Annotated in this window: 18 protein-coding genes; 11 read left to right on the top strand and 7 right to left on the bottom strand. The window is 52.9% G+C overall.

The annotated features are described in order from the left end of the window. Positions 1-72: 72 nt before the first annotated feature. Entirely contained in the window at positions 73-621 is a 549-nt protein-coding gene (locus ABD949_RS24875; protein ID WP_345248119.1) for a cupin domain-containing protein, read from the bottom strand. Between the two features lie 488 nt (positions 622-1109). Between ABD949_RS24875 and ABD949_RS24870 the strand changes: the two genes are divergently transcribed. The 4 genes from ABD949_RS24870 (at position 1110) to ABD949_RS24855 (ending at position 5624) form a co-directional block, all read left to right on the top strand. Then, on the top strand, positions 1110-3140 hold the full coding sequence (locus tag ABD949_RS24870; RefSeq protein WP_345248117.1) for a sensor histidine kinase: 2031 nt from the start codon (positions 1110-1112) through the stop codon (positions 3138-3140). After that, positions 3137-3982, top strand: a complete 846-nt coding sequence (locus ABD949_RS24865; protein ID WP_345248115.1) for a 7TM diverse intracellular signaling domain-containing protein — start codon at positions 3137-3139, stop codon at positions 3980-3982. Before ABD949_RS24870 ends, ABD949_RS24865 begins: the two co-directional genes overlap by 4 nt. A gap of 134 nt (positions 3983-4116) precedes the next feature. Then, positions 4117-4872 carry a sensor histidine kinase gene (locus tag ABD949_RS24860; RefSeq protein WP_345248113.1) on the top strand — a complete coding sequence of 252 codons (756 nt, stop codon included), beginning with the start codon at positions 4117-4119 and terminating at the stop codon, positions 4870-4872. Next, complete coding sequence (locus ABD949_RS24855; protein ID WP_345248111.1) at positions 4869-5624, top strand: LytR/AlgR family response regulator transcription factor; 756 nt, start codon at positions 4869-4871, stop codon at positions 5622-5624. Before ABD949_RS24860 ends, ABD949_RS24855 begins: the two co-directional genes overlap by 4 nt. Positions 5625-5715: 91 nt before the next feature. On the opposite strand, the gene ABD949_RS24850 is transcribed toward ABD949_RS24855, so the two are convergent. From ABD949_RS24850 to ABD949_RS24835, 4 genes are all read right to left on the bottom strand, one after another. After that, complete coding sequence (locus ABD949_RS24850) at positions 5716-6366, bottom strand: phosphoribosylanthranilate isomerase (protein WP_345248109.1); 651 nt, start codon at positions 6364-6366, stop codon at positions 5716-5718. A gap of 74 nt (positions 6367-6440) precedes the next feature. After that, positions 6441-7847, bottom strand: a complete 1407-nt coding sequence (locus ABD949_RS24845; protein WP_345248107.1) for a pyridoxal phosphate-dependent decarboxylase family protein — start codon at positions 7845-7847, stop codon at positions 6441-6443. Positions 7848-7879: 32 nt separating this feature from the next. After that, positions 7880-8419 (bottom strand): DinB family protein, encoded by a 540-nt coding sequence (locus ABD949_RS24840; RefSeq protein WP_345248105.1) that lies wholly within the window; start codon positions 8417-8419, stop codon positions 7880-7882. 124 nt (positions 8420-8543) lie between these two features. Continuing rightward, a complete protein-coding gene (locus ABD949_RS24835) occupies positions 8544-11207 on the bottom strand; it encodes a PAS domain-containing protein (protein ID WP_345248103.1) in 2664 nt (887 codons plus the stop codon). A gap of 427 nt (positions 11208-11634) precedes the next feature. Between ABD949_RS24835 and ABD949_RS24830 the strand changes: the two genes are divergently transcribed. The 3 genes from ABD949_RS24830 (at position 11635) to ABD949_RS24820 (ending at position 17334) form a co-directional block, all read left to right on the top strand. Further along, positions 11635-14601, top strand: coding sequence for a hybrid sensor histidine kinase/response regulator transcription factor (locus tag ABD949_RS24830; RefSeq protein ID WP_345248101.1), 2967 nt, complete (start codon positions 11635-11637; stop codon positions 14599-14601). A gap of 327 nt (positions 14602-14928) precedes the next feature. After that, positions 14929-15780, top strand: coding sequence for a hypothetical protein (locus tag ABD949_RS24825; protein ID WP_345248099.1), 852 nt, complete (start codon positions 14929-14931; stop codon positions 15778-15780). 192 nt (positions 15781-15972) lie between these two features. Further along, entirely contained in the window at positions 15973-17334 is a 1362-nt protein-coding gene (locus ABD949_RS24820) for a DUF418 domain-containing protein (protein ID WP_345248097.1), read from the top strand. A 150-nt stretch (positions 17335-17484) separates the two neighbouring features. Here ABD949_RS24820 and ABD949_RS30875 read toward each other — a convergent pair whose 3' ends face one another. Both ABD949_RS30875 and ABD949_RS24815 read right to left on the bottom strand, forming a co-directional pair. Further along, positions 17485-17853 carry an HNH endonuclease gene (locus ABD949_RS30875; RefSeq protein WP_425576806.1) on the bottom strand — a complete coding sequence of 123 codons (369 nt, stop codon included), beginning with the start codon at positions 17851-17853 and terminating at the stop codon, positions 17485-17487. After that, positions 17850-18089, bottom strand: a complete 240-nt coding sequence (locus tag ABD949_RS24815) for a hypothetical protein (protein ID WP_345248095.1) — start codon at positions 18087-18089, stop codon at positions 17850-17852. Before ABD949_RS24815 ends, ABD949_RS30875 begins: the two co-directional genes overlap by 4 nt. A 163-nt stretch (positions 18090-18252) precedes the next feature. Between ABD949_RS24815 and ABD949_RS24810 the strand changes: the two genes are divergently transcribed. The 4 genes from ABD949_RS24810 (at position 18253) to ABD949_RS24795 (ending at position 22877) form a co-directional block, all read left to right on the top strand. After that, the gene (locus ABD949_RS24810; protein ID WP_345248093.1) at positions 18253-19602 is read left to right on the top strand and encodes a spinster family MFS transporter; all 1350 of its coding nucleotides are present in this window, start codon (positions 18253-18255) and stop codon (positions 19600-19602) included. 188 nt (positions 19603-19790) lie between these two features. Next, a complete protein-coding gene (locus ABD949_RS24805) occupies positions 19791-20474 on the top strand; it encodes a response regulator transcription factor (protein WP_345248091.1) in 684 nt (227 codons plus the stop codon). Further along, complete coding sequence (locus tag ABD949_RS24800) at positions 20471-21853, top strand: sensor histidine kinase (RefSeq protein ID WP_345248089.1); 1383 nt, start codon at positions 20471-20473, stop codon at positions 21851-21853. Before ABD949_RS24805 ends, ABD949_RS24800 begins: the two co-directional genes overlap by 4 nt. 79 nt (positions 21854-21932) lie before the next feature. After that, positions 21933-22877 carry a hypothetical protein gene (locus tag ABD949_RS24795; RefSeq protein ID WP_345248087.1) on the top strand — a complete coding sequence of 315 codons (945 nt, stop codon included), beginning with the start codon at positions 21933-21935 and terminating at the stop codon, positions 22875-22877. Positions 22878-22997: the final 120 nt, after the last annotated feature.

Here is a 22997-nt window from a genome sequence, read left to right as displayed (position 1 = left end):
TGCCGTCATAATCAAGGCCGGACCAGCGCTGGCGAACACCGTTGATCGGCTGATTGCCGAAGGTGTCTTTTCTTAAGGCTTGGCCTTACCGTATCTGGCTATATGTTCCGGCATTCGCTCGTAAAATACCTCGTGATTATAGCGGGCATCCAGCGCCTTAAAACGGGCAAGGCTTTCGGGGGCAAACGGGTCGGCACCTTCGTTGTACAGGTCCTGTCCTAATTGCGCAAGCTCTTCCAGGTAGTGCGCGAAATCCTGCGAACTGGGGTACATATCAATGAACCTGGCGGGAGAACCGTGGCCATTCCAGAACGTATGCACCACTCCCCGAGGCCGGAAGTGCCAGCCCCCGGCCGGGACTTCGCGGGGTTGGTCGCCTTCTAGTACCGTGATGGTGCCCTCCAGCACATACATGATTTCGTCAAGTTCATGATGGATATGGGGTGGTGGACCAAACTGAAACGGAGCCATGTGAACCTCCACGCAGGAGAATTGCCCATACGTCTGGGCGTGCTGGAGTTTTACACCCACTGGCATACCCAGCACATTGAGCATAGGAGCGTTGTGGGCGTTCTGACCGGGGGCGGTGTATGCCGGCGCGAAGGTGACGTCGTTTGTCATCGGATAACCAGGTTTAGCGTTTTTAGAAGTTTGCATGGTCTGCTGTTGAGCAGTGGGTCAAACATACCTGTTCGTAAACCTGTCCGAAACCGCCCATCGATAAGTGTGGCTGTTCACTGTGTGAGTGGTCGGTTTTTTGAGCCGGTGCCTATCGCGGCTAATCAACGGCCGTTGGATAATTCTACTCAATAAAATAGCTGCTCACTCAAAATTCTGACACTCTACACGGATAAAGTAGAGCGCAATAGTCATGCCCAGTACATTTGGTTTTACTGCTGCTGGGTTCTTCTGTTTTGCCGAATAATAAATCGGCTGTAAACCTTCTTCTTGAACTAAGTAGCTTTATATCAATGTCGCTGGCAGGTTGTTTGGTCTCAGGCAACGGAGATAAAGTAAAGGCACCAACTTAGTCAGGTAACTAAGCATCCGATGGTAGAGGATTGGACTGGCGAAGCGGTTGGCCAAAGGCGGTATAATAGAAAAAAGTTATGAAGAAGTGCTACAGCTTCGTTTGGCTCTGTTTGTGTACGGTTACCCTATGTTGGGGCCAGTCCTCTGTTGAGATTGAAATAAAGAAACTGCCCGATCAGGGCATTCTGCTGGATAAAGGTTGGAAATGGCAGGCGGGTGATAATACAGATTGGGCAAAGCCGGAGTTTGATGATAGTGCGTGGGAGGCCATTGACCCGACACGGGACATTTTTGACTTGCCGCAACTGGATAAGCAAACCGGACGTATCAGTTGGTTCAGGTTGCGGTTTCAGGTTCGGCCCGATTCTGCCCTCCACCAGCAATTGGTGATGCAAATACAACAATCCGGTGCTTCAGAAATATATCTGAACGGCCGGTTGATTCACCGCATCGGCAAGTTGAGCGCAAACCCCTCGGAGATTAAAGCGTTTACACCGCACGATATGCCAATTTCATTCCCGGTGAGTTGGGGCAAACAGCAGGTGTTAGCCGTGCGCTATGCGCTTCAGCCCGGCATTCGATATGGACAGCACTTTGGGAGGCTCAACTCTGGCCTGACCATTCGTGTGAATACATTGGCTCAAGCAATTCCTGCTTATAGCCAATATCAGGTATCGCAACGCCGACATAATGTGTATATCGGCGCGTTTGGCGTAATGGCCGTTCTCTTTCTGGCTTTTTTTCTGTTTTTCCCCACTCGTCCCGAAGCGCTCTATTTCGGTCTCATGGCGGCTTGTAGTGCGGGTTCATGGGTTGGCTTTAATTATCTTAGTTTACCCATCGCCGTTGCAGAATTGTTTTGGTATAACAACGCAGTGCTGATTATGCAGGCCATTAGCTACATATTTCAGCTTCAGGCAATTTACTCCACATTACATCAAAAGCGAGGTTGGGTATACTGGGGTTTAATCGGATTTGGACTATTTTCTATTTTCATATCGGCATTTGTTTATCCCTGGGGCTGGTTTTTTTACGGTTTCGGACTCACCACGCTGGCCAATCTGGAAGTTACAAGAGTAGCTTTTCTGGCTACCCGCCAACGTCGCCCTGGTGTATGGATTGTCTTACTGGGAGGGTGTTTCTATGCGCTTTGCTGGCTTTTATTCTGTCTGGCGTTTGCTAATATCTATACGCTTCCCGTTTCTATTGACTTTTTTACGCTTGCTTTTCTCAGCATACCCGTATCGTATGCTATCTACTTTGGCTATGATTTTGGTAGAACCAATCGCTCGCTTCGGCAAAAAATAAGCGAAGTCGAAACGCTTTCGAAGGAAAAGCAACAGATTCTCAGCCAGCAAAATGAACGATTAGAACAGCAACTTGCGAACCGAACACGCGAGATTGAGGCCCAAAGTCGCCTGCTCGAACAGCAGCACATCCGCCAGATCGAAACCGAGTTTGAACGCAAACTGGCCGATACTGAGATGGTCGCCCTGCGGGCGCAGATGAACCCCCACTTCATCTTCAACAGCCTCAACTCCATCAAGCTCTATACCATACAGAATGACTCCGAACAGGCCTCCGACTTCCTCACCAAGTTTTCCCGGCTAATTCGGCTGGTGCTGGAGAACTCCCGCTCCGAGCTGGTTAGTCTGCGCAACGAACTGGAAGCCTTACAGCTATACATCGAACTGGAGGCCATGCGCTTCAAGGAGAAGCTGCGCTACCAGATCAGTGTCTCGCCCGAAATTGACCTGCAATACCTTCGTATTCCGCCCCTGCTGTTGCAGCCCTACGTGGAAAACGCCATCTGGCATGGATTGATGCACAAGCCCGAAGGCGGTACCGTCACTATTGAGGTTCAGCAACCACAGGATAATCTGCTGCACATCGAGATCACCGATGATGGAGTAGGACGGCAGCGGGCAACTGAACTGAAGAGTAAGTCGGCCGGTAAGCACAAGTCATTTGGTATGCAGGTGACGGCCGACCGCATCCGGATGATTAACCAGCTCTACAACATGCAGACGCAAGCTCAGATTGAGGACCTGGTTGACAGCTACGGCGAAGCGTGCGGAACACGGGTAACCTTGACGATTCCGGTATGAAGACGTCGCGAAATCATTGGTTAGTTATTCTCCTGCTGGTGGTAGTTAGTCCGCTGCCGGCATGGGGGCAGGCTCCTAACAAACTTTACAGTCAGGTTGATTTACATCGGAACGATCGACTAGCTAAAGATTCGTCGGTAAGAAGCCGACCACCAGGTCAGACCTTAACTCATACGACCCCAATCGGCATAAAAGAAGGACAGCCTTTACATCAACAATTAAGTCGATTGCAGGTGCCTGATCAGACACCAACCAATACGCTGGTATTGGCTTTCTTCAGCGCCGTATTTGGGGCATTATTGTTTACCGGATTGTTTAGCGCAACTCAGTATCTGCTCAATCGGCAAGCACCTTATGGCTGGTACGCTGTCTATCTGACAATGACGTCAATCTGGCTGTTGCATGCAATGAGTATATGGTCTGAAGAAATTACCAGGGTACCAAATATACCAATCTTCTTAAGTCTGCTTGTCATGCTGGATTATAGCATACTGGCATCCTACATCCGCTTTGTTAGCTATCTCCTCGAAGTTCCTCAGCAACAACCCCGTTTCGAACGTTGGTTAGGTTACTTCTATGTATACATTGCCTTATCTGTGCTGGCTTCGGTAACTGAATTGTTCGGTGTGCATTCGTTACAACTATACATGGCAACTAACTTCATAAGCTATGGAGGATTACTACTTTTTATGTTTGGAGTCATACGTAGTAAGCATGTTCTCAAACGATATGCTCTTACGGCTACTATACTATTAGTGAGTGGTGATTGGGTTGCGTTTTTAGCCGGTTATACTAAGCTGACAACAAATAATCACCTAAGTCAAATGCCACTGTTTTTATAGCTGTTAGCAGATTATTAGAAATATTATGTTTTTCGCTGGCTTTAGGACGACGTTTCCAACTAAATACGGAAGAAAAAATTCAGGCTCAGCAGCAATTGATTCAGCAGTTGGAGGAAAACCAACAACTGCAACAAATGCATGCATTTGACCTTCAACGTCAACTGGCTCAACGCGAAATGGAGGTACTGACGACTGCCCATGAACTGGAAGAGCAACGGGTCAGTCAGCTTCGCTCGGATTTTGAGCGACGTGTTGCAGAGGCCGAGATGACCGGGCTCCGTTCGCAGATGAATCCACATTTTATCTTCAACTGTCTTAACTCGATTAAACTCTACGCTATTGAAAACGACTCCGAGAAGGCATCAGATTACTTGACCAAGTTCTCTCGACTTATCCGCCTGGTGCTGGAAAATTCCCGTTCCGAGCGGGTAACCCTCCGCAACGAGTTAGATATGCTACAGCTATACGCCGATATGGAGACCATGCGCTTTAAGCAAAAGCTGTCATTTTTTGTAGAAGTTGAACCGGACGTTGATGTGGGTTTTGTCGAGATTCCGCCCCTGCTGTTGCAGCCCTACGTGGAAAACGCCATCTGGCATGGACTGATGCACAAGCCCGAAGGCGGTACCGTTCGCGTACGGGCCAGCCAGTCGCAGGAAAACCTACTTCAACTAACTATCACCGACGATGGGGTAGGCCGCACCAGAGCCGCCGAACTGAAAAGTAAATCCGCCAGCCACCGCAAGTCGTTCGGCATGAAAATGACCTCCGAGCGTATCGCTTTAGTCAACCAGTTGTACCAGACTCACACCCAGGTAGAAATTCAGGACCTTGTTGATACAGATGGCCTGCCCGCCGGAACGGAAGTGATTATTCAGATACCGATATGAAAGCCCTCATTATTGATGACGAGCCCGACAACGTCCGGTTGCTGGCGCTGCAACTGAACCGGCACTGCCCGCAGGTGGAGGTAGTTGGGCAGTTTACCGATAGTACCGAAGGACTACGAGCCATTCAGGTCCTGCGGCCGGCATTGGTGTTTCTCGACATAGAAATGCCTATAATGAACGGTTTTCAACTGCTCGAACGGGTGGGGGAGGTTAACTTCCACATCGTTTTTGTGACGGCTTATGACCAGTACGCCGTGCGGGCCTTCCGGTTCAGTGCGCTGGATTACCTGCTCAAGCCCATCGATACCGTTGATCTCATTGCCACCGTGCGCCGGGCCGAGACAACTGCCCGCATCAGTCCTCAACAGCTGGAACTGATGCGGCAGTATCATCCCCTGGGGACGACCGCTTCAAGCCCTGCCACCAAAGGGCGTATTGCCCTTCCTCACGCCAGCGGCATGGTGTTTGTTGATACCAAACAGATTGTTTACTGCGAAGCCGACAGTAATTACACCCGCTTTCACCTCGAAAGCGGGGAGCAGTATATGGTCGCCAAAACGCTCGGCGATGTGCAGGAAGTCTTTGAAACCCGCAATTTTCTGCGGGTACACCGGCAGTACATGGTCAATCTGGAACACATTCAGAAACTGGTGAAGGGAGAGGGAACCTACCTCATCCTCAGCAACGGCACCAGCATTCCCGTAGCCCGCCAGCAGAAAGAGCGGCTGATGGAGCGGTTTGGCTGGGTGTAGTTTAATGAATGATTAAGTGATAGAATGATTGAATGATAGGCTTAACTTCCGCTATTCAATCATTCTATCATTCAGTCATTCTATCACTCTTTCACCCCCAAACCGCTCTGAAAAAGGCTTCCAGCTTCACCGGGTCCAGCTGGCCGTCGGTGCGGACGCTGCTGCACAGGTCGAGCCCGAAGGGGTTAACCTGGTCGAGGGCTTCTTTGACGTTGCCGGCGTTTAGGCCTCCGGCCAGAAAGACGGGTATGCTGGCCTGATGCACAATTTGCCGGCTAAGTTTCCAGTTATGGACCCGCCCGGTACCGCCGAGTTCTTTTACCGCCAGTTTAGGGTTGCCGCTGTCGAGCAGCAGGGCGTCTACCTGCTCCGAAAGCTCCAGGGCTTCGTCGACCGAGCGTTCGTCGATGACGTGGATGACCTGCACCAGTTTAATGGCCGGCAGCGCTTCGCGTATTTTCCGGTATTCGCGGTCGGTCAGTTCGTCTACAATCTGGATGGTATTGGTCAGCACCTGGCGCTGGTGGGCAATGATGGCGTCGGCGGTGGTTTCGCTGGTGAGCAGGAAGGTGGCTACCGGCGGGGGCACGGTTTGGGCGATGTCGCGGATCAGGTCGTCGGCGATGGGGCCGGGGCCGCTGGGCATTTTAGCGACAAGTCCCAGCGCTGATGCGCCATGCTCCACGGCGGTTTTCGCTTCCTGGATGGAGCTGATGCAGCAGATTTTGATTCTTGGTTTCATGATTGGTTAACTGGTTCATTGGTTAATTAGTTGACTGGGAATTGTCGGTGATGAGCTACCATTCACCCGATTAACTAATCACCCAATGAACCAATTAACGAAAGTAACGCGTCCAGGTCGGCCATTGTCGTCATCGGGTTCATGAGCGATACGCGAAGGTATACCTGACCGTGAAGGGTAGTCTGTACGATGTAGAACCGGCCGTCGTGCAGCAGTTGCTGACGAATGGTAGTGTTGATCTGGTTTAGCTCAGAAACCGGCGCACCAATGTAACGGAAGCAGACAATGTTGCTTTGCGGTTCCACGGCCAGTTCCAGGTTTGGGTGCTGCCGGACGCGGGCGGCAAACTGCCCGGCAAGTTCATGCAGCGTGTCAACGTTTTCGGCAAAAATCGTTTCACCATACGCTTTCAGAATTGTGTAGATTTTAACGCTCATCATCAGCTTGGTACACTCGAAGGTGCGCTTGCCGGAGTTGAACCAGTCGTCGGCATCGCTGGACCAGAGGTACTGCGCCTGCTGATGGAAGGTGCGGAACGAGTCTTCGTTCCGGCGGAAGATAAGGGAGGTCGCCAGGGCGGGCGTCATCAGCATCTTGTGCCAGTCGATGGTTACCGAGTCGGCGCGGTCGATACCGCTAACCAGGGGTTTATACCGCTCCGAAAATACTACCGCTCCGCCATGGGCACCGTCGACGTGCAACCATAGATCGTGTTTCTCACAGAAATCGGCAATGGCTTCAATATGGTCATACGCCCCGGTGGAGGTAGAGCAGGCGCTGGCCACTACGGCAATGACCCTCAGGCCGTCGGCGGCAGCTTGCTGGTAATAGGCGTCCAGCAGGTCGGTGCGCATCTGGAACTGCTCATTGACAGGGAGTTTGATAATGCCCGCATCGCCGAATCCCATAATGCGGGCGGCCCGGTCAATGCAGTAGTGTGCTTCGGAGGCTACCATCACGGCCAGGCGTTCCTGCGATCCGTGCTGCCATACATCGCCGGGGGCTTTGGCCGCCCGGGCCGCCAGCAGGGCTGTCAGGTTGGCCAGCGTGCCACCCGAGGTCAGGAGTCCGGATGCGTTTTCATCAAAACCAATACGCCGGGCCAGCAACTCCGAGATAATTCGTTCCAGCGGATTGGAGACCAGCCCCATTTCGTAGACCGCCATGCCGTTGTTGAGTACTCCTGACAACAGACCGGCCGTAGCCGCCAGCGGCAGCGGGGGCGATACCTGATGCCCCATGTAACGCGGGTGGTGCAGGTGCGTAGACTGATCAATGACTTTCCGGAAGAAGTCAGAAACATCGCCTGATCCCTGCGCAAAATCGTCACGCCAGAAGGCGAGGTTCTCGTCGGGCGAGCGGTAGGGAATAACGGTAGCCAGTTGCCGGCTTTGGGCCTGTTGCAGGTAATCGGCCAATTGGTCGACCAGGTGGTGGGCCTGCGTGCGGAACGCGTCGGCGGAGTAGGCTTCCTGTAGCATAACGGTGTGGTTTTGTCAGAACCACAAAGATACTACGAGACTACCTTACTTAATCGCTCCTGCGTCGGCTTCAGGTGGTGGTACAGGTGCAGGATGGTGAAAAACAGGATCTCGCGCACGGTCATTTTACCCAGCACCAGGTGGGGGATCTGGTACGTATCCAGCTCCTCCTCCGACCAGCCTTCCAGGTTGGCCGCCAGCGCCTGATGCGCCATGGTAAACCGATCCGTAATGGTTTGCCGGTCGGCCTCCAGATCAGCAGCTCGGGGCGCTACCTGGTCGGGCGCTTTTCGGGGCGTCGTCGAAACCGCCAGATAGGCCTTCTGTATTTCGTCAAATGACTTTGATGGTCGTTCAGCCTGTCCCCACTGGGTAAACACCTCGCGCGGACCGGGCAGAACCTTGTTCAGGCCCCGAATGACCAGAAACAGGTGCTGCAGGGTTTCGGCCACCGACCATTTGCCCTGATCCAGCGGCCCAAAAAAACGCTCGTCCGACACCGGATCAATAGTTGAGTGTACCTCATCAATAGCCCGATGGATGGCGGCCTGAATGTCTTGTTTTATTTGCATGTCTTTCGTGGTTCAGCTGGGAAGTCGGAGCGGTTTTATTGTTTCAGGTTTCAGCGGGGCCGCCCGGCGGTTTAAAGCGACATGGAACCTCAAACATAAAACCTGGAACTTGAAACAATAAAACCTATTTCGGCAAATATATCCGAAAAACCGAACCTTCGCCAGGGCGGCTGGTGGCGGTGATGTACCCTTTGTGATGGTCCATTACTTTTTTGCAGATGGGCAGGCCGATCCCGGTACCACCGTACAGGTTTTTCCCGTGCAGCCGCTGGAAGAGCTGGAAAATGCGGTTGGCATACTTTTCGTCGAAACCGATGCCGTTGTCGGTCAGGCTGATCTCCCAGAACAGCTCCTGCTGACCGGTAGCCGGCTTGCCGGGAATAGCCAGATGAGTTATTGGCCGGGCCGTTATACTAATAACCGGGGGACGGTTGGGATGGCCAAACTTCAGGCTGTTGCTGATCAGGTTCTGGAACAACTGCCGGAGTTGGACCGGATCGCCCATGACGTCGGGTAGCGGCTCAAGGGTGAGGCTGGCCTGCTTATCCTGAATGGTCATTTCCAGGTCGACGGCTACCTCTTCAACCAGCCGGTTCAGGGATACCAGCCGGAAAGGTTGCTGCTGGGTTGAGATTCGGGAGTAGGTCAGCAGATCCTGAATCAGGTTCTGCATACGGTGGGCCGCTTTCTGCATCCGGTTAACGAGGTCACCGGCCTGCTCCGGCATTTCGTACCGGTACTGGTTATGCAGCACATCGCCGAAGGACTGGATTTTCCGCAGCGGCTCCTGCAGGTCGTGCGAGGCTACGTAGGCAAACTCCTGAAGATTTTCGTTGGAACGCTTTAGCTCCTGATTACTCCGCTCAAGTTCGCGCTGATACCGGCGGATATCGGTAACGTCGTTAGCGCCCACAATCACCCCGTCGCCGAAGCGGCTGATCGACAGGTCGACGGCCAGGCTGTGTTCCGGGTATTCCAGGATAGACCGGTAGGGCTCGCCGGTCTCGATCACCCGTACGCAGTGATGAAACATACCCCGCTCTTTGGTGGCTGGGTACAGGTCTGTCAACCGCATTCCGCGAAGCTGCTCTTCCGGAATCGGGAAAAACTGCGGAGCGGTCTTGTTGAACAGGACAACCTGAAAATCCTTGATCTGACCGCCGGCATCCCGCACTGCATCGTACACGATGATGCTGTTCAGGGCACCATCCAGCACGCCCTGAAGCAGTTGCGCCTGATTCTGATGGGCCAGTTGCAGGTGTTTAGAGGTAGTTACGTCCAGAAAGGTGACGGCCAGTTCGTCATCCTGGTACTTCACCGATATATCGAACCAGCGGTCTGCCTGTTCATTGTGCCACTTAAACCGCTCCGACTGCTTTTTATGCACAACGGATACGTACCGGTCAAATAACCCAAGCTCCTGGTGGAACGGCATAACCGAAAGCAGGTATTTGCCCGTAATGGTTTCTTTCGGTATCCCCGTAGCCGATGCCGTTGCCTCGTTGGTGAGCGTAACAATAAAATCAATTACCTGGCCTGCCTCATTCCGCACCGGCTTCAGCATCGAAATCCCCGTGAGCGATGCGTCCAGTACGTTCTGCAGCCGGGCGGCTGTCTGTTCGTACTTGATGGCGGTTGTTTTCAGGGCCGTAACGTCGGAGATGGACGCGACCACACCGTCGCCAAACTTCTGCACCGAATTGTCGAGCCAAACCTGGGCCTGGCCAAAGTAATTTTCCGCCCGAAGCGGAATACCCGTTTCAACGACCCGGGCATAGTGGTCGAAGATGCCATTGTGTTTACCGGCCGGATCAATGGTCAGCATTGACAGGGTCAGGAGTTGCTGCCGGGAGAGGCCAGTCAGTTCCAGGCATTTGTCATTGCAAAAGGTCGTCTGGAAATCAATAATGGTACCGTTGGTATCCCGCACCGCCTGGCAAAGCATGATGCCGCTCTGCACCGTATTCATCACCTTGCTTAGCAGGCGATGCTGCTCCTCACGGGCAAATTCAGCCTGTTTGCGGTGGGTAATATCTTTAATGCTTAACGAGAGCAGATCGTCGCCATAGGGGCTGGCCTGTACGTCATACCAGCGATTATTCCAGTTTACGTAACGTTCGGCGCGTAGTTCCCGGCCTGTCTCCAGTACCCCCAATAGTTGTTGAATAAACAACTGATACGCCTTGTCGGGCATCAGCATCAGCGCCGTACGGCCCATAATTTCCTCCCTAGAGAAGCCAACCAGCTGCACACCGGCCGCATTGATCAGCACCAGTTGGAGGTCAATCAGTCGTTGCTGTCTGTCGCGGATGCCCCTGCATAGCACAATACCGTGGGTGGTGCTGTTCAGGGCGTGGGTATACAGGTCGGCCTGCTGCTGCAGCCGGAGCTCATTGGTTTTTCGGTCGGTAATATCCAGGTACGACATCACCAGGCAATCGTCCAGCTTCACGGCCGAAATATCAAGCCACGTAGAAAGCGAACGACCCGGAAACAGGTGATTTACCTCAAACCGGGCCGACTGGCCGGTTTCGATGACGGTTCGGTACTGGTCAAAGACCGGGCTTTGGGTAGCGTCTGGAAATAAGGTAAGCAGCGTCTGGCCAACGAGCTGCCGGGCCGGAACGCCCAGGTCTGTTTCTGCCGCTTTGTTCAGGGATAGTAGGCGAAAATCTACCACAGCGTCCTGTTCATCACGCAGGCATTGGTAAACCATCACGCCGTTCAGCGAGCAGTCCAGCACACTCTGAAGCAGACTGGAGGGGATCGGTGAAGATGTCGCTGTCATAAAGGCCGAGACCAGTGTCTCCAGAGAAGACTTTTCAAGTTACGATTATGCTTAAATATAAGAGGATTTTACGGGAAATCCTCACTTGAGATAAACTGGTGTCGGATAACCGTTAGCAGGTACGGATATATACGTAAAAAGGCGCTGCCCGGATGATTCTACTTACAAAAAAGGTTGGACAGGGAGCCGAAACGTACCCACGAATTTTAGGTCGTCAGCACTACAAAAGGCCGGAAACGTAAAGGTACATTCGTCCATGACCGCAGTAACTACACGGCTTTTTAATTGGTACTTCGTTAGGTTTTGGTTAGTTTCAGCTTTCTTTGGCATAGGCCGGTGATATGGTTATTTACGATTGTATTACTTTGATTAACAATTAATTACTTTCTCTGCGGTGTCTGCCGGTGCCAGTTTGTGATAATCCATTATGAAGAAAGGCTTTACGGTTCTGCTCGTAAGTTTACTGCTTTGGCCGCTCTGTGCGCCGGCGCAAATAACCGTTGCTGACAGCCTGCGCAGGGTTTTGCGTCAGCATGCGCAGGCCGATACAACCCGCGTTCGCCTGCTCAATAATCTTAGCCGGAAACTGGATACGACCCGGGCCGCGGAGGCCTCGGCATTAAGCCAGGAAGCGTTACAGTTGGCCAGGCGGCTGGGCGACGTAACCGGCGAGGTAAATGGGCTGATGGTGCTGGCCGACTGGGCGGACAAACAGGGTGAATTCGACCGGGCTGTTGCCCATTACCAGACGGCACTGAGCCGGGCCATCTCCTCCCAAAGCAACAGACTACAGTATGCGGTACTTCGCGACATGAGTTGGTTATACCAGCATCATGATCAGTACGATGAAGCGCTGCGCCTGCTGAAACAGCAGAGCAAGCTGCTACAACCGTTGGGAGACAAGCGGTTGTATATCGAGAATTTAACCAAAACGGCCGGTGCTTATCTGTCGAAAGGTGACTATTCCCGGGCGCTGGCCCTGGCCAGCAGGGCGTCGACTATTGCTGAAGGCTTTGGCGATACGTTACTGATGATTCAGACACGATCCGAACTGGGGATACTGTACACCATGTTGAGAGACATTGACAAAGCTGTGGAGTACCAGCAGAAGGCTTATCAACTGGCCAGGCAGTCGCCCTACAAAAAGTGGGAGAGCATCGCGCTGAGCCGGATGGGAGAGGCCAGACTCGCGCAGGATAAGCCCAAAGAAGCCGCCAGTTTATTCAGAAAAGCCCTGGACGTGTTGGAGCCCCTGGAGAACGAAGTTGTTGCGGTGGCTATTTGCGAAGGCGATCTGGCCGACGCCTTAGACCGTTTGGGCAGGCATCAGGAGGCCTTAACATACGGTTACCGGGCCCTGGCGACGTTGAAGCCTACCAAAAATTTATCCACCAATTCCTGGATAGAAGCCATTCTGGCCCGAACGTATCTGCATATCAGCCGGCTCGATAGTGCAATCCTGCTGGGAAAGCGAAGCTTCGATATGGCCCGGCAAATTGGCCATAAAGAGTTCTGCCGGGACGCCAGTGCGTTGCTGGCGGAGGCTTATGCCAAACAGAACGACTACAAAACAGCGTACCAGTACCGAAATTTCCACCTGGCTTATAAAGACAGCCTGCTGAATGATGAGACCTCCCGCCGGGTGGCGGTGCTGGACAACGAGAGTAAACTCTCCCGGACGCGGGCCAGGCTCGCCCTGCTCGAAAAAGACAAACAGCTTCAGCAAGTTGACGCAAAACGAAAAGAGCTGATTCTCTGGTCTTTGCTGGCCGTGGTGCTGCTGACACTGGCCCTGGTGGTCCTGCTGGTCCGCAATAACCAGCACAAACAGCAGCAGGCCGATCAGCTCCTGGCTCTCGATGAGCTGAAAACCCGCTTCTTCTCCAACATCACCCACGAATTTCGGACACCCCTGTCGCTGATTATTTTGCCGACCGAGCAACTCCTGCGCGAAAAGAATCTGTCCGAAGCGGTACGCCGGGGATTGTCGGCCGTTGATCGCAACGCCCGGCAACTGCTGCGGCTCATCAACCAGTTGCTGGACCTCTCCAAACTGGAAGCCGGTAGTATGAGCACAGCCGGCCTGGCGGGTAATCCGGTAGAGTTTATCCGGCAGATGGTCGAGTTGTTCAGGCCGGCCGCCGAAGGTAAAGGCATCCAACTGGTCTTCACCGCCGACTCACTGGCCACGGATTGTCTGTTCGATGCTGATAAGTGGGAAAAAATCAGTTACAATCTGTTGTCGAACGCGCTGAAGTTTACGCCCGCCGGAGGCCGGATTCAGGTCAACGCGCTTCTGACTAATCCGCAGCAGCTTCATGTGCAGGTCATTGACACCGGCATTGGCATATCGGCCGACAAGCTGCCTCGTATCTTCGACCGCTTCTACCAGGTCGATCAAACCCGCACGCGTTCCTACGAAGGCAGCGGTATCGGACTGGCGCTGGTAAAGGAGTTGACTCAGCTGCTGAACGGGCAGATCACCGTAGCCAGCGAACCCGGGCACGGAACCCGGTTCGACCTGTATTTGCCGTTGCGGGCGGCCGAAGGCGGAGAGCAGCCGGTGTCGGTGCTGCAGGCGGTGCCGTCGCCACCCTTTCAGGTGGCCGATTCGCCCGAAGAGACAACTACGACCGGGTCTGCGGGTAAACCCGTTATTCTGGTAGTTGAAGATAATAATGAGTTACGGGAATTTATCGCCCAGGGGCTGGCGGAGACCTATCAGGTTCTGACTGCCGCTAACGGAAGCGAGGGCTGGCAACGTGTCCAGCTTGATCTGCCCGATATTGTTCTCAGCGATGTGATGATGCCCGATATGGATGGCTATGAGCTTTGCCGGTTGATTAAAGAATCGCCCGAAACCAGCCATATTGCCGTGGTGCTTTTAACGGCCCGGACTTCCTACGAAAGCCGCATAGAAGGCCTGTCGCAGGGGGCCGACGATTACCTGCCCAAGCCGTTCCATTTCGATGAACTGCTGCTGCGCATCCGTAACCTGCTCGACCGGCGGCAGAAGGTATGGGACTTCTATGCCCGGCAGTTATCCGACCCCGATGCCAGTGTGCTTCCGGAACTGGACGAAGACCCATTATTGAAAAAGCTCTCCGGCATTATCGACGAAAACCTGGAAAATACGGAATTTGGCGTAGAGGAACTGGCAACCGAAGCCGGCATCAGCCGTCGTACCCTGAACCGCAAACTGACCGCCCTGGCCGGCATATCGGCCAATGATTTTATCCGCCGGCACCGGCTGAAGCGGGCCGTTGAGTTGCTTCGAAGTGGCTCCGGCATTGCCGAGACGGCCTACCGGGTTGGTTTTGAAAACCCATCATACTTTACCTCTGTGTTCAAGGAGGTTTATAAAGTGACGCCCTCCGAGTTTGTGGCCCGGTAGGGAGCAGGCTGCGGACAGGCAGCAGCGTGAAGCTATCACAACAATTTACGGGAATTTGCTATCATCTAGTCCGTGGCTCACCTGATCGGATCTGCCAACCAGGCGCTGCCGTATATGCGGCAGGTAACGATCGGGTTGAGGGGCTTTCCGGAGGCAGGTAAGGCATGAGGAAAAACCGGTGTACTTACCGTTGGCTAAAAACGCCTGATTATCAGCGGGTGAGACGCTAACTTTTGCTACATTTAACAAAAGTTGGGCCCAGACCCGACGCCACACCTCCATACCGAAGTTTCTTTTTCCTCTGCCACTTTTTAACCAATTCTCTATATGAATGCACGTTTCTTTTTCCGCGCTGTATCTATATGGGCGCTGAGCCTGATGCTGGTAACGCTGAGTTACGCTCAGAACCCAGCTCCGCAACGACAATATTCTGAAGTCATGTACCACAAGCTAAAGCCCGGTCATACACTACAGGAGGCTTTGGCTATCGAGGATGAATGGAAGAAAATTCACCAGGTGCAGGTGGATAACGGACATTTGACCGGCTGGTATGTAATAACCAAAGCCATTACGTCGAACCCGAACCAAACAGCTTACGATTATATCACCATCAAGAACTTCTCTGATTTTGGGGTATTTGGAAATGGATACCCGCAAAGTCATTTAGAGAAGGTATTCGGGAGCAGTGCCAAAGATAAGTGGGAGGGTCTGGGTAAGCGCACCGAGGCAGTGAAGGAAAGCGTCAAAATGGAAATCTGGGAGGGTGTCGATGCCGCCTGGAATGAGAAGCAACTTCCGCCCGACAAATCATCCATCTGGGTAATTGATTGGATGCGGGTAAAAGACGGCAAATATGCTGAATACGTGGCGCTGGAGCAGGACATGAAAAAACTGCACCAGGAACGAATCAAAATGAACATTATAACCGGTTGGAATCTGTCCGCACTGAAGTACCCGGCCGGCAGCGAGAACGGATATGATTATGCTACCGTGAACTACTACGGCAGTACCAAAGAACTAGGCGATGGCCGGTACGCCGAAGCCTTCCAGAAAGCCATGCCGGGTCAGGACGCTAAAAAGCTGACCGACCGGATTTACCAAACCCGCGACCTGGTGCGGCAGGAGATATGCGTGCTGCGAAATTTTGCGGTGAAACAACCTTCCCTGGCCGCTAAATAGTCTTTATTGGTCCATATAATCCGTTCTGTCTCGGCACTGGTCACCGGGATGGAACGGATTATTTTTTAATAATGAACCGGCTACTACCTGGTACAACCGTTTACGAACTGGCAGATGGCAACGGGCTTCAGAATCCGCTAATTTTCTGTGCATAGCGAAACGCTTTCGTTGGTGTGCAAACCTGATCGATGCATGATAGCCCTATCGACGCCCACCCCTGTTGCTGAAAACGGGGCAGTCCGGCCTACCATTCAGGCTGAGCGTGTTACTACCATTGACATTCTCCGGGGCGTTGCCTTGCTGGGTATTCTGCTCATGAATATCGTACTGTTTGCGTTGCCGCCGGCGCTATTTCGGGAGCAGGTATTTGCGCATCCCGGCGATACGAACTATTGGGTATACCTGATTACCAATGTTCTGTTTGAGGGTAAGATGCGGGCCGTTTTCTCCCTGCTCTTCGGTGCCGGTGTCCTGCTCTTTACCTCCGGCAAAGAAGCTGCTTCGGAGGGCAGCATTGTCGTGGCCGACCTTTACTACCGGCGCATGTTGTGGCTAATTGTTTTTGGGCTGGTCGATGCGTTTTTGCTGCTCTGGTTCGGGGATATTCTGTACGGGTATGGGCTGGTCGGTTTGTTGCTGTTTGCGTTTCGCAACGCAGCGCCCCGGCGATTACTGCTCGGGGCCTTGCTGTGTTTTGCGTTCCACCTGTTTCTGAACTGGTGGGATTTTGCCGAAACCGGCGAAAAGCGGCAGAAATACCTGGCGGCTGTCGCGCTCGAAAAACAGCACAAGACTTTAACCGAAGCTCAACAGGGGGACAAAGTAGCCTGGGAGGACATGCTAAAAGGGCGGCAGTTTAACCAGAAAAAAGTCGACAAAGAGATTAAGGCCATGCGCGGCAATTATGGGTCAGTCTGGCATCAAATCCGGCCGCGAAGTGTCTTTTATGAATCTGAACTCTTCTACCGCTTTCTGATCTGGGATGCGCTCGGCATGATGCTCCTCGGTATGGCCTTGTTTAAATGGGGCGTGCTAACCAACCGGGTAAGTAGTCGAACGTATTGGGGTATGGTGGTGCTGGGGTACGGCATCGGTATTCCGCTGGGCTGGTGGTCGGTTGTGCAACAGGCAGACTTGTACCAGAACGCTGCCCAGGCGGTCGATACGCAATGGTTTCCGGCCCCCGGCGGCACGTACGACATCCGGCGGACACTGGTGGCGCTGGGGCATATCGGGGTGATTATGCTGCTGTACCGGTCGGGCCTGTTTAGTGGGCTGTGGCGCCCTTTGTCGGCAGTAGGGCAGATGGCCTTTACCAATTACGTGATGCAAACGCTCCTCTGCACCGGTATCTTCTACGGCTACGGACTAGGCTATTATGGTGCCTTGCCCTATTACCAGCTTTATTATGTGGTACCAGGCATCTGGGCACTGCAACTCATTATCAGCCCCATCTGGCTGCAAAACTTCCGCTTCGGTCCGTTGGAATGGGTCTGGCGCAGCCTGACCTACTGGCAGCGGCAACCCATGCGCCGGACAGCCGGACTGCATTAAGAATGGGTGGATGCCGGCGAAGACGTAGTTACCTATATTGCTATAAAGCTCCAGATCTATGAAAAACAGGCTGGCCGCTGAGGAGTTAAAATAGCCTGGGAAAGAGCATTCAAGGGTATAAGTTTAATTCTGCGAGCTGCTGTCTGAAGATTAACCGTTCGACCTCGTTGAATTTAAAAATCTGTGCCGTGGCTTTGCCAATATCAGTTTTTCCGTGAATAGCTCCGTCATCCAGGGTAAAGTGGTAATCCAGGAGTCCCTTCTGGGATTGAAGAAGCGAATCACCGTCTCATCGTCGTTGACGAATGTACCTACGTCAGAGCCTTTGTAAAAATTGCAGTCGGGGCAACAGTAGGCTAAGTTGTCAAAAGCGTTTGTGCCGCCGTGCTTAATACTTCGGATATGCTCAATATGAAACGAATAGAATGATAGCTTTTCAGACAACAGGCAATATTCACACTGGAAATTAGCGCGTATGGCAACTTTCTTTTTGAGCGCAGCAGGTACTGCCCTGCTCATCGATGTAACATTTTTAAAGCCCTTGCTTTGGCGAGTCCAACAATTCGGTTGATGATTAAATACTGTTCTAACTCACTGCGTTCTTCGGTTGAGAGAGGAGCTTCTTTTTGTTTATCAAGCAGAAAGTCAAGTCGTTGCTGGTGAACGGCCGAAGGCTTAAAGTCGATGACTCTTTCCGGATTCATACCAGCAATAAACATCGAGATTTCATCAAAAACCGTTGTTCTTCTGAGCATACTTACTGTGTTTTGACTTAATACAAAGATACCTTTTTCGTTCTCACCGGAAAACCCCTGCCATAAAATTCACCGCATGCTGACCGACAATAGACTAATTGCATTTACAAGACAGAAACGGTAGCTTTAAGGGACAAGTTTCGCATCCTAACCCTACCTTGAAATGCCTGTTCCTACAACCCAGACTCCATCGCTGCGGGCCGGCTGGTATGCCGTAGCTATTTTGCAGGTGGCTTATATTTCCTCGTTCATCGACCGGCAAATTCTGAGCCTGCTCGTGGGGCCGATGAAACGCGATATGCTCCTAACCGATACGCAGGTCAGCCTGCTGATGGGCCTGAGCTTTGCCTTGTTCTACACGTTTCTGGGTATCCCCTTTGGGCGCTTGGCCGACCGCACCAACCGCCGTAATCTCATCATCTGGGGTATTTCGCTCTGGAGCCTGATGACGGCCGTCTGTGGGATTGTCAGCAGTTACACCCAATTCTTTTTGGCCCGGATGGGGGTGGGGGTAGGAGAAGGTACACTCTCGCCCGCAGCGTACTCGATGCTGGCCGATTATTTCCCAAAGGACAAACTAGCTACGGCCATCAGCATTTATTCGGCTGGTGTTTTCATTGGCTCCGGCTTCGCCATGCTTATCGGCGCAGTATTAGTGGGAGCCCTTAGTAATGCCCCGGCGATAACGCTGCCTTTTGTAGGAACGGTATTTGCCTGGCAGCAGATCTTCTTTTATGTGGGCTTGCCGGGGCTGCTGATTGCAGTATTGTTGCTAACGGTGAAAGAGCCTGCCCGGCAGGGCTTATTGACGCCAGCCGGTGACGCAGTTGCGACCCCTACCGTGCGCGAGGTGCTGGGGCTAATTGGCCGGCAACGGGCTGCTTTCTTCTCCGTCACATTGGGTATTACATTCGTATCACTCGTTTCATATGGAATGGCCGCCTGGGTGCCAACCTTTTTTGTCCGGACGTTCAACTGGCCAATGGCCCAGGCCGGGCTGGTCTTTGGGGTCATTATTACCTTGTTTGCTACGTCGGGCATCATTATTGGCGGGCGGCTGGCTGACCGCTTTGTCCGGAGAGGCCAAACGGATGGGCGGCTGCGCGTGGGTTTGATGGCGGGCGGAGGAACGCTGCTGGCTTCGTTTTATCCTCTTCTCGACAATACAGTTGTTGTAGTGGCGGTATTAGCGGTAGCCAGTTTCTTCAATGCGTTTGCCCTGGGCGCTTCGGCTACGGCCATTCAGGAATTGATGCCCAACCGGGCGCGGTCCCTGGCCTCGGCCATCTTCCTGTTCGTGCTCAACCTGATTGCGATGGGCTTCGGGCCTACTTCGGTTGCGTTGCTGACCGATTACGTTTTCCAGAACGAAGGGGCCGTTCGGTACTCGCTGGTAATTGTTATTGCCGTCGGCAGCTTGCTGGCAGTTGTATGCTATAGCTTAGGGTTGGCCCCCTACCGCCGGTCTATCGAACGACTGAGCCGGCCGGTAGTAGCTGAAAAATCGCTGTAACGGGTTTCCAGCTTATTTTTTATACCAGTCAATTGTGCAGAAAAAAACGCTGTCCTGTCTTATTGATTCCCTTGAAATAAATCATTTTAGGTAAAGGTATTAGCTCGATTAGAACAAGAGGGTTCAGTCTCTACCTATTATAGGCTGTTTGGAAATCTGTAACTTTGTCATAAGGAACAGCAAACAGTATGAAAATTCTGGTTATCGAAGATGAGGTTAAGACGATTCAGAGCATCAGGCAGGGGCTGGAGGAGCATCAGTGGGAGGTCGATGTTGCCTACGATGGCACCATGGGCTTCCAGCTCGCTACGCGAAATCCTTATGCACTCATAATCTCCGATATTATCCTGCCCGGCATAAACGGTCTGGAACTGTGTCGAAAGCTGCGGGAGGCCCAGGTATCAACACCGATACTACTGCTGACCGCGCTGGGAACAACCGATGACAAGGTAGTTGGCCTTGATGCGGGGGCAGACGATTACCTGCCTAAACCCTTTGAATTTCGGGAACTGATGGCGCGCGTCCGGGCGCTCACCCGCCGGACCGGCACAGTGGGGCAAACCGCCAATCTGCTGAAAATTGCGGACCTGGAACTGAACCCGGACACAAAAAAGGTAGTGCGGGCGGGAAAGGAGATTACGCTGACGGCCAAAGAGTTTCAACTTCTCGAATACTTTCTGCGCCATCAGGGGCGCGTAATTTCTAAGGTGGAATTAGCCGAGAAATTCTGGGATGTGACGTTCGATACCGGTACCAATGTAATTGAGGTGTACATCAATTTTCTGCGCAAGAAGATCGATAAGGATTTTGAGCCTAAGTTGCTGCATACGCAGATCGGGATGGGCTATGTTGTAAAGCTTCCGTCGCAATGATCAATATCCGTACCCGGCTTACCTATCAGTTTGTTTTGCTGGTCACGCTGATCCTGCTGCTCTTCTCGGTGGGCGTCTACTTTTTCAGCCGGCTTTATCTCCAGAAACGATTTTATAAACGGCTCCAGGACCGTGCCCTCACCACGACCACCCTGCTTTTTGATCTTAAACAGACCGATAGTACAGTCCTGCGCCTGATTGATGCCCCCAACCGGGAGCCCCTGCTGAATGAAAATATTTCGGTGTATAACGAAAAGACCAGACAGGTTATCTTTTCCACCAATCCGGCGAACTCCCGCTTCCACGAACAATTTATTCCCCTGCTCAATCCGGCATCGCAGACCGTGTTTCTGAACCGGAACGAATACCAGATCGTAGCGATTCACCTGACCAGGGGGCAGACCGGAAACTGGGTCATTGTCAGCGGCATCGATCAGGCCGGTAGCGACGCGCTGGACGACCTCAAAAAGATCCTGATCGTGATGGTCCTGGTAGCCATTCTGCTGCTGGGCGTGTCGGGTTGGTTCTTTGCCGATCGGGCACTGGCTCCCATGTGGGGTATTGTGCAGCAGGTGAATGCCATCTTCCCGGCTAATGTGCAAAAGCGGGTTCGGCACCCGAACAGTTCTGACGAGATTGGTGTGCTGGTCGCTACCTTCAATCAACTGCTCGACCGGATTGAGCAGGCCCTGAATACCCAGAAGATGTTTATCGCCAATGTCTCCCATGAACTGAAGAACCCGCTGACCCGAATCAGTTCGCAGATCGACGTGGCGCTGATCCAGAAACGCGAACCGGAAGTGTATGAACGAACGCTCCAGTCGTTGCAGGAAGATGCGCAGACGCTCACCCAACTGACCAATACGCTGCTGGAACTGGCCAATACCGTCGCTCAGGCCAGAGACCTGCCCCTGGAGCCTGTCCGGATGGATGAGCTGCTCTGGGAGGCCAGACTACAGCTCCAGCAATGGCATACCGATTATCAGGTACAGCTCAACTTTCCCGACTTTCCCGATGAGGAGGATGCCTTGATTGTCCGGGGTAATAAACCTTCGCTGAAGGTGTTGCTGATGAATCTGATGGAAAATGCGGGTAAATTCTCAACAAACAACACGGCTGTGGTGACTTTTGCTGCCCGTGCTGGCATAATCACGATAACGGTATTCAACGAGGGCCCACCGATACCGCAGACCGATCTGCCCCATATCTTCCAGCCGTTTTTTAGGGGTAACGCCACCGCTCAGTCGAGTAAGGGACACGGGGTAGGGCTGGCGGTGGTTGCTCAGGTTACGGAGCTTCACCAGGGCCAGATCAGCGTACAGTCTGGCCCCCAGGGCACGACCTTTACCCTGACACTTCCAACCGCTACCGCAATTTAAGGTGAATTTAAAGTGGGCTTAAGTCGAGGTTAAGTTGGCGGTAGTTGCTTTGCACCACTACCTACCAGACATCGATTTAATGGAAGTGACAGGCAATAAGCAGGGGAACCTGAATATAATTATCGGGGCCCTGGTTGGGGTGCTGGCTTTGCTGGCCTACCTGTTTATCGGCTCCCGCAACGAAACCCTCGAAGTACAGCGGCTGCTGACGACCAAAGTAGAACAACTGGCGTCGACCCAGGTCAGGTTGGATTCGCTCTCTAAGGTGCTGGATGAAAAAATAGCGGAGGTGCGCCAACTGGGCGGCAGCCTGACCAAACTGGAAAAGATTCGCCGGCAACTGGAAACGGACAAACAGAAGCTTAAATACGACCTTAATTTCTCTCTTCAGCAATACAATCTCAAAATAGGCGAGTACAACGAGTTTCTGGCCCAGAACGATGTGGAGATCCGGAAGCTCCGGCGCGAGTACAGCTCCCTGCTCAGCCGGGCACGGGTGCTCGAACAGGAGAAGCAAACCATTCTGAACGAAAACGAGGGACTGAAACAGGAAAAAGAAGTGCTGGCCCAAACGGTGGTGGACTACTCTCGCCAGAATGCCGACCTGACCAGTAAAGTGACGCTGGCGTCGGCCATGCAGGCGGTGAATGTAGCGGTACTGGCCGTGGCTCCCAACGGCAGGGAACGCACCGGCAGCTCGTACAAAGCGTCCAGAATCGACCGCTTGAAAATAACGTTCGTCATGCCATCGAATCCGGTAGCGGTAAAGAACAACAAAGACATCTACGTGCGTATTCTGGATGCCAACGGGGCGGTGGTCAGCGACAACGGCATTGGTGGCGTAACCTGGGTCGAAGGCCGGGAAATCGGATACAGTACCCGACAGACTGTACCGTTCGAAAACAATGACCAGCACGTAGACATCCTGTTCCGGCGGGATGCCCCCTACAAGCCCGGCGCTTACCAGGTGGAGTTGTACGCCGAAGGCTTTAAAATCGGTTCCGGCAGCTTTGAGGTAAAGTAACTGCCCGGCTTTCTCTTTCCATTCTCTTCACCGATTAGTATGATTCCAAACCGTACCCGGTCATCAGCGGGTCTTCAGCAATATTTTAAGATAATACCATTGGCTTTGCGGCCTTTTGGA

The sequence above is a fragment of the Nibrella saemangeumensis genome, from assembly GCF_039541915.1.
Taxonomy (GTDB): Bacteria; Bacteroidota; Bacteroidia; order Cytophagales; family Spirosomataceae; genus Nibrella; species Nibrella saemangeumensis.
This window is presented reverse-complemented; position numbering and strand designations above follow the sequence as displayed.